The 11,804-nt window shown below is 60.1% G+C and carries 11 protein-coding genes; 4 read left to right on the top strand and 7 right to left on the bottom strand.

The window, feature by feature from the left end; all coding sequences use genetic code 11:
• Nucleotides 1-53: 53 nt before the first annotated feature.
• The 7 genes from VMA74_RS18350 to pilB all read right to left on the bottom strand — a co-directional run bounded on the left by VMA74_RS18350 (nucleotide 54) and on the right by pilB (nucleotide 7,862).
• On the bottom strand, nucleotides 54-788 hold the full coding sequence (locus tag VMA74_RS18350) for a TVP38/TMEM64 family protein (protein WP_325369593.1): 735 nt from the start codon (nucleotides 786-788) through the stop codon (nucleotides 54-56).
• The gene (locus VMA74_RS18345; RefSeq protein WP_325369597.1) at nucleotides 785-1,342 is read right to left on the bottom strand and encodes a nucleoside deaminase; all 558 of its coding nucleotides are present in this window, start codon (nucleotides 1,340-1,342) and stop codon (nucleotides 785-787) included. The genes VMA74_RS18350 and VMA74_RS18345 overlap by 4 nt, the downstream gene beginning before the upstream one ends.
• Nucleotides 1,342-3,102 (bottom strand): glutamine--tRNA ligase/YqeY domain fusion protein, encoded by a 1,761-nt coding sequence (locus tag VMA74_RS18340; protein WP_325369591.1) that lies wholly within the window; start codon nucleotides 3,100-3,102, stop codon nucleotides 1,342-1,344. Before VMA74_RS18340 ends, VMA74_RS18345 begins: the two co-directional genes overlap by 1 nt.
• Before the next feature lie 70 nt (nucleotides 3,103-3,172).
• Complete coding sequence (gene coaE, locus VMA74_RS18335; RefSeq protein WP_325369589.1) at nucleotides 3,173-3,793, bottom strand: dephospho-CoA kinase; 621 nt, start codon at nucleotides 3,791-3,793, stop codon at nucleotides 3,173-3,175.
• Nucleotides 3,790-4,647 carry an A24 family peptidase gene (locus VMA74_RS18330; protein ID WP_325369587.1) on the bottom strand — a complete coding sequence of 286 codons (858 nt, stop codon included), beginning with the start codon at nucleotides 4,645-4,647 and terminating at the stop codon, nucleotides 3,790-3,792. Before VMA74_RS18330 ends, coaE begins: the two co-directional genes overlap by 4 nt.
• Before the next feature lie 78 nt (nucleotides 4,648-4,725).
• Nucleotides 4,726-5,994 (bottom strand): type II secretion system F family protein, encoded by a 1,269-nt coding sequence (locus tag VMA74_RS18325; RefSeq protein WP_325369585.1) that lies wholly within the window; start codon nucleotides 5,992-5,994, stop codon nucleotides 4,726-4,728.
• A gap of 140 nt (nucleotides 5,995-6,134) precedes the next feature.
• Complete coding sequence (gene pilB, locus VMA74_RS18320) at nucleotides 6,135-7,862, bottom strand: type IV-A pilus assembly ATPase PilB (RefSeq protein ID WP_325369584.1); 1,728 nt, start codon at nucleotides 7,860-7,862, stop codon at nucleotides 6,135-6,137.
• A 268-nt stretch (nucleotides 7,863-8,130) separates the two neighbouring features.
• Here pilB and VMA74_RS18315 point away from each other — a divergent pair, with 268 nt between their 5' ends.
• The 4 genes from VMA74_RS18315 to VMA74_RS18300 all read left to right on the top strand — a co-directional run.
• A complete protein-coding gene (locus tag VMA74_RS18315) occupies nucleotides 8,131-8,985 on the top strand; it encodes a glycosyltransferase family 2 protein (protein ID WP_325369595.1) in 855 nt (284 codons plus the stop codon).
• The gene (locus tag VMA74_RS18310; RefSeq protein WP_325369583.1) at nucleotides 8,978-10,204 is read left to right on the top strand and encodes a glycosyltransferase; all 1,227 of its coding nucleotides are present in this window, start codon (nucleotides 8,978-8,980) and stop codon (nucleotides 10,202-10,204) included. Before VMA74_RS18315 ends, VMA74_RS18310 begins: the two co-directional genes overlap by 8 nt.
• Nucleotide 10,205: 1 nt before the next feature.
• Complete coding sequence (galE, locus tag VMA74_RS18305) at nucleotides 10,206-11,189, top strand: UDP-glucose 4-epimerase GalE (protein WP_325369582.1); 984 nt, start codon at nucleotides 10,206-10,208, stop codon at nucleotides 11,187-11,189.
• Between the two features lie 12 nt (nucleotides 11,190-11,201).
• A partial coding sequence (locus VMA74_RS18300) for a class I SAM-dependent methyltransferase (protein WP_325369581.1) occupies nucleotides 11,202-11,804 on the top strand: 603 nt, incomplete at its 3' end.

Raw genomic sequence — 11,804 nt, 5'->3', positions numbered from 1 at the left:
GGCTGCGCCTCACCGCCAACGCACGCATCGTGTGAGTCCATGGGCCGAGCAGATCAAGGCCGATCTACAGAATCATCCGCCCGCGGCGTCGACGGATGCCAGCGCGACTTGAACCGCTCCATCACCAGCGGCACCAGCGACAACAGCGCCAGTACGCCGATCGGTGCCATCACGTCGGGGTCGAAGATCAAACCCAAACCCACGTGGCGCCCATGGGCGAGCGCATGCCCCAGACCTGCGCCGATGGATGTCTCGAACACCAGCATCAAGGTGCCGCCGAACCAGGTGGCGCCAAGAAACAGCCATAGCGAACAGCGCAGCCAGGCGAGCGCGATGGTGACCAGCCCGAACGGCGCCACCGGTACCAAACGCAGGAACAGCGTGTAGACCACCGGATGGCGTTCGAAGCCATGGTGCAGTTTGTCCACCAGGGCAGGCGGATGTTTGCTGCCTGCGCCGAAGGCGTAGCGGCTGGCGAGAAACAGGATGAGTGAACCGAGGGTGAGCCCGATGGATGAATACGTCGTGCCCTCGACGATGCCGAAGGCAAAGCCGGCCGCGAGGATCAGCAGAATGGTGACGGGAACGCCTGTGCAGGTGGCCAGCACCAGCAGCCCGATGTAGGCCAGGCGGCTCATCCATGGATGCTCGGCGAGATGCGCGTGCAACTCATGCTGGTGTTTGACCAGTTCCTCGGGGTGGATGCGGTCGAACACGCCCGAGGCCAGCAGCACGATGCCCGCTGCGATCAGCAGCAGCAGCGGCAGCGCGGCACGCAGGCGGTTCAATAGCGTTCTCCGCGTGCGCCATACGCTGCCAGCACGCTGCATGCCTGCTCGCGCAGAATGTCGCGGCGCACGGCAATGCCGCGGCGCTCCAGCTCGCCGATCCAATCGGCGGGCAGCGGGCCTTCGTCGAAGCTCGTCAGCGATTCCACGTCTTCGCCGCGGGCACCGACCAGCAGCGTGTCGACGCCGGCCCAGAACGTGGCGCCGTAGCACTGGCAGCAAGGCTGCGCGCTGGTGGCCAGGGTGTAGTGGCCGCCTTGTTCGTTGAGGCGATAACTGGCCAGGCGTTGTTGTGCGGCCATGTAGGCGAGCATTTCGGCATGGGCAACCGAGCAGGTTTGCGGAATGACACGGTTGACGGCGGCGGCGATCAGGCGCCCGTGCTCATCGAACACGGCAGCACCAAAGGGGCCGCCCGGGCCGTGCTCGATATTGCGCCGCGACAGCTCGATCGCCAGCCCTACACGTTCCTCATCCGTGAGGTAGCGCCGACCGGCGTCGGCGACTTCCTCGATCCACGGCGGCAGCGTGAGGTGGATCTGCAGCGGCAGCATCATGCGCTTTGTTTAGCCCAGGTATCGCGGAGCGTGGCAGCTCGGTTGAACACCGGAGCCTCGGGCCGGTGATCCAGGCGATCGGCCACAAAATAGCCCAGCCGCTCGAACTGGTGGTGCTGCTCTGGCGCAGCCTGCGCCGCGGCGGGTTCCAGCCAGCCGCGCACGATACGCTTGGCCTCCGGGTTGATGTGCTCGATCCAGGTTTTGCCGTCGCTTTCGTCGTCCGGCGTGGGCACATTGAACAGGCGGTCGTACAGGCGGATTTCGGTGGCGACGCCGTGCTTGGCGCTAACCCAGTGGATGGTGCCTTTCACCTTGCGCTCGGCGCCGGGCATGCCGGAGCGTGATTCGGGATCTAGCGTGCAACGCACTTCGCTGATGCTGCCGTCGGCGCCCTTGATCACCTCGATGCACTTCACGATGCCCACACCGCGCAGGCGCACTTCGCCCTCCGGCTTGAGACGATGGAAACCCTTCGGCGGCACTTCGGCGAAATCCTCGCGCTCGATCCACAGCTCGCGCGAGAACGGTACCTTGCGTGTGCCGAAGCTTTCATCCTTGGGATGGTTGGAGAAGGTAAGCGACTCCTCGTGATCGTCCGGCAGATTGGTGATGACCAGCTTGAGCGGATCGATCACCGCCATGCGGCGCGGAGCGGACGCATCGAGATCCTCGCGCACGCAGTTCTCCAGGATCGCGTAGTCGATCACGCTGTTCTGCTTGCTCACGCCCAGGCGTTCGATCAACAGGCGAATGCCGCCGGCGGTAAAGCCGCGCCGGCGCAAGCCGCGCAGGGTGTTCATGCGCGGATCGTCCCAGCCGTCGACCAGGCCTTCGTTCACCAGCTGGGCCAGCTTGCGCTTGCTGGTGATCATGTAGGTGAGGTTGAGGCGCGAGAACTCGATCTGGCGCGGCTTGGCCGGTTGGGTCTGGAAGCCGGCGTCGCGCATGTGCTGCCACAGTTCCGGATGGTTGGGCAGATCCACCTTGTCGACGAACCAGTCGTAGAGCGGGCGGTGATCCTCGAACTCCAGGGTGCACAGCGAATGGGTGATGCCTTCCAGCGCGTCGGAAAGAGAATGCGCGTAGTCGTACATCGGGTAGATCGGCCAGGCGTCGCCGGTGTTCTGGTGGGTGACTTTGCGGATGCGGTAGATGGCCGGGTCGCGCAGGTTCATGTTGCCGGCGGCCATGTCGATCTTGGCGCGCAGGGTCTTGCTGCCGTCGGCGAATTCGCCGGCGCGCATGCGGCGGAACAGGTCCAGGTTTTCTTCCACGCTGCGGTCGCGGTATGGCGAGTTGCGGCCCGCCTCGGTGAGGGTGCCGCGGTATTCGCGCATCTCATCGGCGGTAAGGTCATCCACGTAGGCGTGGCCATCCTGGATCAGCTTGAGGGCGGCGCGGTAGAGCACCTCGAAATAGTCGGAGGCGTGGCGCAGATCGTGCCAGTCGTAGCCAAGCCAGCGCACGTCGTCCTTGATGCCTTCGACAAACTCCGGGTCTTCTTTGCCCGGGTTGGTGTCGTCCAGGCGCAGGTTGCACCAGCCGGCAAACTCCCGGGCGATGCCGAAATCCAGGCAGATGGCCTTGGCGTGGCCGATGTGCAGATAGCCGTTGGGCTCGGGCGGAAAGCGCGTGCGGATGGCGGTGTGCTTGCCACTGCCCAAATCCTCGCGAATGATTTGACGGATGAAATCGCGCGGCGCGTCGGTCTCAGGGGTGATGGCAGGCGTGGCAGCGGCGGACGAGGTGGACATCGGTCAAAACTTCGCAGGAGCGGAAACCACCAAGTTTAACCGCTTGAAGGAATTACGTAAGCGCGGCCGCTCAGCGGCGAGCCGCAGCCAGCGCCAGATAACGCTGATGCAGCGCCGCAACCTGCGCCTCAAGCGCCGATTCCGGTCCGCTGTTGTCGATGATGTCATCCGCCAGCGTCAGGCGGGCCGTACGGGAGGTCTGGCTGGCGAGGATGCTCACGGCCAAGTCTTCGTCCATGCCGTCACGCAGCATCAGGCGTTGCAGTTGCACCGCCTCCGGCACATCCACCACCAGGATGCGATCCACCCAATGGTAGTGCCCGATATTCTCCGCCAGCAGCGGAATGGCCAACATCACATAGGGGCTTTCGTCCGCCTGTACCTGATCCAGCATCCATTGCCGCACCCGTGGATGCACGATGGCTTCCAGTGTCTTGCGCGCCATCGGATCAGCAAACACGCGCTTGCGCATGCGCGGTCGATCCAGCCGCCCGTGTGAATCCAGCGCCTCGCTGCCGAACGCATCCACGATCGCCGCCAGCCCATCACTGCCCGGTTCTACCACCACCCGTGAGGCCTGGTCGGCGTCATACACATGCACGCCATGCGCCTTGAAGCGCTGTTCCACCGCACTCTTGCCAGCGGCGATGCCGCCGGTCAGGGCCACCGTAAACGGCTTGCCCTTGCTCATCGCATCCCGGTGAAGCTCATATAGGCGTGCCACAGCTGCTCGCCCGCGATGAACCACACCCAACCCGCCATGGCGATGAACGGCCCGAACGGCATCGGCACCTCCCGCCCGTGCTTGCGCAGCGCGATCAGCACGCCGCCCACCAGCGCGCCGATAAACGAAGAAAGCAGGACCACCGGCAGCAACGACATTGGCCCCATCCAGGCCCCGAGCGCGGCAAGCAATTTGAAATCCCCGAAACCCATGCCTTCCTTGCCGGTGAGCAGCTTGAACAGCCAATACACGCTCCACAGGCTGAGGTAGCCGATAGCAGCGCCGAGGATGGAGGCACCTGGTGCGACGAAAAGGTGGATCAGGCTCAGCAGCAAGCCGACCCAGAGCAAGGGCAGGGTGATCTGGTCTGGCAGTAGTTGTGTGCGGAAATCGATGCCCGATAGCGCCACCAGCGCCCACGTGAAGCACAGCCCCGCCAGGCCCGCCCAGGTGGGACCGAGTTTCCAGATGACGACGGTGCTGAGGATGCCGGTCAGCAGCTCGATCAGCGGGTATTGGATGGAGATCGGCGCCTGGCAATAGCGACAGCGGCCGCGCAGCAGCAGCCAACTGAACAGCGGGATGTTGTCGTGCGCCGCCAACGGATGCTTGCAGTGCGGACAGTGCGACCCCTCACGCACGATGCCAGGGGGCAGGGGCTCCTCCGGCCATTCCAGCCCGAGCACCTCATGCGCTTCGCGCCGCCAGAACGCATCCAGCCGAACCGGCAGCCGCAGGATCACCACATTGAGAAAACTGCCCACGATCAGGCCCAGCACGCCTGCAATAACAATCCAGACTGTCAGCGGCAAATCGGGCATGCGTGAACCGTAGGTATGAAAACGCGCCACATTATCGCCGCTTGGCGGCAATGATGTGGCGCGTGATAGGGCGTGAGATTAGAACGTGCCGGCGAGTTTGAAGATGGGCAGATACAGCGCAATAACGATACCGCCCACCACCGTGCCCAGGATCACCATCATCAGCGGTTCGAGCAGGGAGGCAAGGGAGTCGACAGCATTGCTGACTTCTTCTTCGTAGAATTCGGCGCATTTGAACAGCATGTGGTCCAAGGCACCGGATTCCTCACCGATGGCGACCATTTGCGTGACCATGTTCGGAAAAAGTCCCGTCTGGCGCATGGCGAGCTGTAGCTGATGGCCGACTGCAACGTCATCGCGCATCTGATGCACGGCTTCGGCGTACACCACACTGCCGGTAGCACCGGCTACGGCATCCATCGCCTCGACCAGCGGTACGCCGGCTTTGAACGTAACGCCCAAGGTGCGCGAAAAACGCGCGATGGCCGATTGGCGGAGAATGTTGCCCATGACGGGGAGCTTCAGCGTCACACGATCAAGGAAGTGTGCGAATTTCACCGAGCGTTTCTTGGCCATAATCATCGCCACGATGCTGCCGGCTATAGAGCCAAGCACTAGCCACCAGTACTCCTGCATGAATTGTGACATGGTCACAAGCAATTGGGTCGGGGCAGGTAGCTGAGCGCCGGCATCCTTGAAGGTCTTGGCAAAAACCGGAACCACAAACAGCAACATGATCATGATCACGGCCACGGCGACTACCATCACCATAATGGGATAGAACAGCGCCTTTTTGATCTTGCCCTTGATGCTTTCGGTTTTTTCCTTGTAGGTCGCAACGGTATCCAGGATCGTGTCCAACACACCGGCAGATTCACCTGCGCGCACCAGATTGCGGTACAGCTCGTCGAACTGAATGGGATACTGCCCAAGTGCCTCGTACAGGGTCGACCCGCCCTCGATGCTTTGTTTGACATCCGTCAGCATGGTCTTGAAGCGTGGGTTCTTCTGACCATCGGCAATGATGTCGAAGGACTGCACCATTGGCACGCCGGAGGCCATCATGGTGGCGATCTGACGGCTGAAGATCGCTACGTCGCGTGGCTTGACCGCGCTGCCGGAGCCGCCGAGCAGCGGCTTGGAGCGCTCCTTCACCGTTTGCGGGTTCATGCCCTGCCGACGCAGTTCGGCCTTCACCAGCGAAGCATTCTTCGCCGGCATGGAGCCTTTCATACGCTTGCCGCGTTTGTCCAGCGCCACCCACTCGTACGTGGGCATCTGCGAGACCTGGGCGCGTTGGGCGCCCTGCTGTCGGGTGTTCTTGGTGGCGGCGGTAACCGTGGCCATGCTGTCTAATCCCCCAATAAATCGGACCCGGCGCCGGATGTCGGCGTGATGGGCAAGACAATCACCAGCTTACGGTACTTTGATGGCCCATTTCGTGGCCCCTCGCGCAAGTCTGGTATGAAACCGGTCGCGTTCCTTCATCAATCCTTGGTCACGCGATCGATTTCCGCAAGGCTGGTCATCCCCGACTTGACCTTCAAAAGTGCCGAGGCACGCAGGTCGTTGATGCCGATCTTGCGGGCCACCTCGGCGATCTGCATGGCGTTGCCGCCTTCCAGCACGATTTTCTGGATCTCCTCCACCATCGGCATCACCTGGTAGATACCCACGCGCCCCTTGTAACCCTCGTTGCAATCCGGACAACCCACGGCTTCATAGACCGTCATGCCCTCGTCGATGTCTTGCTGGGTAAAGCCGGCGGCCAGCAAGGCCTGCGGCGGCAGGTTTATCTGCTTCTTGCAGCTATGCAGGCGTCGTGCCAGGCGCTGGGCAATCACCAGCGTCACGGACGAAGTAATGCTGTAGGGCGGAATGCCCATGTTCATCAGGCGCGAGATGGTCTGCGGCGCGTCGTTGGTATGCAGGGTGGAGAGCACCATGTGGCCGGTCTGGGCGGCCTTGATAGCGATCTCGGCCGTTTCCAGGTCACGGATTTCGCCGACCATGATCACGTCCGGGTCCTGACGCAGGAAGGAGCGCAGCGCCGCCGCAAAAGTCATGCCACGCTTGACGTTCTGCTGCACCTGATTGATGCCTTCCACGCGGATTTCCACCGGGTCTTCCACGGTGGAGATGTTGCGTTCCGCCGTGTTGAGGATATTCAGTGCGGTATATAGCGAGACCGTCTTGCCCGAACCGGTAGGGCCGGTGACCAGCACCATCCCGTACGGCTTGTGAATGGCGTCCAGGTAGAGCTTCTTCTGGTTCTCCTCATAGCCGAGCTTGTCGATGCCCAGCTTGGCCGACGAGCTGTCCAGGATACGCAGCACGATCTTCTCGCCGAAGAGCGTCGGCAAGGTGCTGACGCGAAAGTCCATCGCGTGACTCTTGGACAGGTTGAGCTTGATACGGCCGTCCTGCGGCACGCGACGCTCGGCAATATCCAGGCCGGCCATCACCTTCAGGCGTGAGGAGATGCGGTTAGCCAATTTCTGGGGCGGGCTGGCCACGGCGCGCAGCATGCCGTCCATACGCAGGCGTACACGATATTGGCTTTCATAGGGCTCAAAATGGATGTCCGACGCGCCGCGGCGAATGGCGTCAACCAGGATCTTGTTGACGAACTTGACCACGGGGGCGTCGTCGCCACCGGTAGCGTCAATACCGCCGCCGCTGGACTCCCCGTCTTCGTCCACGGACTCCAGGGCCAGATCGTCAAGATCGCTGCCGCCCAAATCGGGTGTTACGTTGTTAAGCGTGCTGACGGCAATATCGATAGCGCGACTGAGTTGCGCCCGTTCAACCAGGACGGGCTCCACCATGCAATTGGAGTGGAATTTGATCTCATCCAGGGCATGCAGCTGCATGGGATCGGCGATGCCCACGAAAAGGCGCTTGCCGCGCTTCATCAGGGGCAGGGCCTGATGCTTGGTCATCAGTTCCTGGCTGATCAGGCTGGTCGGCATGCTGGCCGGGGCAAGCGCCGAAACGTCCAAAATCGGCATCCCGAACTCCGCCGAGGAGACCTGCGTCAGGCGGGTGTTGTCAACCAGGCCCTGGTCCAGCAACCAGGCAGTCAGGGTTTTTTTCTGCTGACTCGACTCGGTGACGGCCTTGCGGACGTCGGCTTCAGGCAGCAGGCCTTCGGAAACAAGCCGACGGGCCAGTCCGGACAGGCCAAGTGCGGTGGGCTGTGGCTGCGATGACATGATGAAACCTACCTAAGTCCCCTGATCGAGCTCGAATTTAGCGCACATTGGAGCAACAGGCCATCGGCCTCCAATGGTTTGGCAAATAGGTGCACACCCCGCTTCCAGACGGTCTGGGATACGAGAGGCCAACAGCAGTATGACGACTGGATCCATGAAAGGTGATCTGGGCTGCAATTCTGCCTGCATGAAGTGGTTTGCTGATTTGGCGCGGTATGTGCTTAGTGGTTGGCGCGTTATGATCGGCCGAGACATGGGGAGCTACAGCTTGAACCTCTTAAGCATCATCCTGCCCGCTAAGAACGAAGCGCCTGCCTTGATGGAGCTGCTGCCGCGTCTACGTGCCATGCATCCGATCGCCGAGATCATCGTGGTAGACGACGGTTCCACGGACGACACTCCGGCCATCTGTTCTCGCAGCGACGTCAAATGTCTGACCTCTCCCTACTCAATGGGCAACGGTGCCGCGATCAAGCGCGGAGCCAGGATCGCGGCCGGTGATGTCCTGGTTTTCATGGACGGTGATGGCCAGCACGATCCAGCCGATGTGGCGCGCTTGATCGAAAAGCTGGGGCAGGGATACGACATGGCAGTGGGGGCCCGCGACTGGGGGAGTCAGGCTGGTGTTGGTCGCGGTATCGCCAATACGTTTTATAACTGGCTAGCTACCCGGATGACGGGCCATGTCGTGGCGGACCTTACGTCTGGCTTCCGTGCGGTGAAGGCGGATCGGTTCCAGGAGTTTCTGTACCTCCTGCCGAACGGGTTTTCCTATCCTACGACCAGCACCATGGCCTTCTTCCGCAGTGCCTACCCCGTGGCTTACGTACCGATCAAGGCGGCGCAACGGGTGGGCAAGAGTCATATCAAGCCATTGCGTGATGGGCTGCGGTTCCTGCTGATCATCTTCAAGATCGCCACGCTTTATTCGCCTTTAAAGTTGTTTGTTCCCGCAAGCGCCGTATTTTTCTCGCTCGGATGCGCCAACTACGCGTGGACCTATATCCATGAGGGCCGGTTGACGAACATGAGTACGCTGATGTGGAGCGCCGCCGTGATCGTGTTTCTGATTGGCCTGGTTTCTGAACAGATAACGGCGTTGACGTACAGGCGCCATGGGTGAACCGGCTCGTTCTACGCTATTAGTACTGGCCTCGACCTATCCGCGCTGGCGCGAAGATCCCGAGCCGGGATTCGTGCACGAACTCTGCAGGCGCTTGGTCGATCGATTCGATGTCATTGCATTAGTACCGGATGCGCCTGGAGCAGATCCGAGCGGGGATTTGGACGGCGTCGAAGTTGTGCGCTTTCGTTACGCCCCGCGCCGATGGCAGACCTTGGTCAATCACGGCGGCATCGTTGGCAATTTGCGCCATCACAAATGGAAGTGGCTGCTGGTGCCTGGATTTGTCATGTGCCAGTACTTGGCCGCCATGCGGTTGATCAGAAATAGGCGTGTCGACGTCATCCACGCACATTGGCTGATTCCACAGGGCTTGATTGCCTGGCGGCTGAAGCGTATTGCAAGCATCCCCTATGTCGTGACCTCCCACGGTGGGGACCTTTATGGCTTGCAGGGCGCATGGCTTACGAAGTTGAAGCAAAAAGTGGCCGGTGTTTCGTCTGCTATGACGGTAGTGAGCACGGCCATGCAAGCTGAAACGCAGGCGAAGGGGTTGATGCCGGCGAAGTTGGCCGTGTTGCCCATGGGCGTCGACTTGCGTGAGCGTTTTGTCGTCGATTCGAACGTAGAACGCGCCGAAAACGAACTGCTTTTCGTTGGTCGATTGGTGGCTAAAAAGGGATTGCCGGCGCTCTTAAAAGCCATGCCTATCGTGCTCGACGCTCGGCCAGGGAGTGTCTTGACCATTGCCGGTTTCGGTCCGGAAGAGTCAGGGCTGCGTGCGCTGGTGCATCAATGGGGTATCGAGAAACATGTGAAGTTCCTCGGGGCGATGCCCCAAGACAGGTTGCCAGAGCTCTATCGTCGCGCAGCGGTCTTTGTTGCCCCGTTTATTCGCGACGCTTCAGGCGATCAGGAGGGGCTGCCGGTGGTACTTATGGAGGCGATTGGTTGTGGATGCCCAGTGGTGGTAGGAAACGTTGCGGGCATTCGAGACTTGTTGGGTGATGCCGCAGAGGAGGTTTGTGTGGACCCTACGGATACCCACGCGCTTGCAGCATCCATTCTCGCCGTACTGGATCATCCAGAACAAGCGCTACATCAAGCCAAAAAAATTCGCGAAACGGTGGCCAAGCGTATCGATTGGGGGCCGATAGCGGATGGTTATGCGCGCATTATCGAAGGCTGTGTCGAAGAGGCGCTCAAGGGAGACAGTTAACGTGACCAGTGTATTGATCTGTGGGGGGGCAGGTTATATCGGCGCGCATATGCTGAAAATGCTTGCGCTGCAAGGCTACGACGTAGTCGTATTCGATAATCTGTCAACTGGCCATCGCGCAGCCGTGCGTTGGGGGAAACTGGTCGAGGGCGACATTCTGGACCCATCTGCCCTGGAACGACTCTTCGCTACGAATCGATTCGATGTGGTCATACATTTTTGCGCGCTGTCGTTAGTGGGTGAATCGGTAAGAGATCCATATAATTACTACCGAAACAACGTCGCTGGTACTTTGAATTTACTGGAAGCAATGCGTCGCGCCAGGGTCGGCAAACTCGTATTTTCTTCAACGGCGTCGGTCTATGGAATTCCGAGAGATGACGGTCGTCTTGACGAATTGCATCCCACGATACCAATCAATCCATACGGTGTCAGCAAGCTGATGGTGGAGCGAGTGCTGCAAGATGCCGCGCACGCCTATGGGCTTCGCTCAGTCGCATTGCGTTATTTCAATGCCGCTGGTGCAGATCCAGAGGGGGATATTGGGGAATCGCACGTGCCGGAAACTCATCTGATCCCTAATGTATTGCGCGCGGCGTTGGGTGTGGGCGATGGTGCGCTACAGGTATTCGGGGACGACTACGATACACGGGATGGCACCTGTGTTCGCGATTACGTGCATGTTAACGATCTCGCCAGCGCGCATCTGCATGCGATACATTTCCTGGAAAAAAATCCAGGTGCGCATTGTTTCAATCTCGGCAGCGGGAAAGGGGCCACGGTGCTGGAGATCATCGCGGCCACGCGTGAAGTGACGGGTCGCACCATTCCATTTACGCGTATGCCGCGCCGTGAGGGTGACCCGGCAATGCTCGTGGCCGATACTCGACGTGCCGAAGCCGGATTAGGTTGGCAACCGGTGTTCAGCGATATTAGAGACATTATCGAAACGGCATGGCGCTGGCATTGTTCGCCCCATTACTGAGATCCATCGTCCATGAAGAAGCAGCCGAAACTTATTTTGCGGGAAAGTTGCGTCAATGACCTAAGTCGATCGTGGCCGGTCGGACGGTTTGTTGAGATGGGCGCTGGCACCGGGCATATGACGCGGATTTTCCTCGAACGCGGTTTTTACGGTGCTTGCCATGATCTGGGTACGGATAGTCGAAAACTGTTGCGCGAAAATCTCGCGTATGCGGGTGAGCGCATAACGGTGGTCGATAAATTATCCGAATTAGCGATGGGATCGTTTGATTATTTGTTTGCGTTTGAGGTGCTTGAGCACATCGAAAAGGACGGCGAAGTGATGCGTGAATGGATGCAATATCTGAGGCCGGGTGGGCGAATCCTCTTGTCCGTGCCAGCGCATCAGCGAAAGTACGGCAGGTCTGACGAACTCGTCGGGCATGTGAGGCGTTACGAAAAAAAAGATTTGCACGCGCTTCTATCCAATGCAAGCTTGGACAACATTCGTATAGTGAACTATGGCTTCCCGATTACAGAGTTTACTCGTAGATTGTCAAATCGCTTGATCAGGGATGATCGTAGCTACGATCAAATGACGGCCGAGCAACGAAGCATTCGTAGCGCACAAGCCAGG

Origin of the sequence: Dyella sp., from assembly GCF_035508675.1 — a bacterium.
Taxonomy (GTDB): Bacteria; Pseudomonadota; Gammaproteobacteria; order Xanthomonadales; family Rhodanobacteraceae; genus Dyella_B.
Note: the sequence above shows the minus strand (reverse complement) of the source record. Positions and strands in the feature narration are given on the sequence as shown.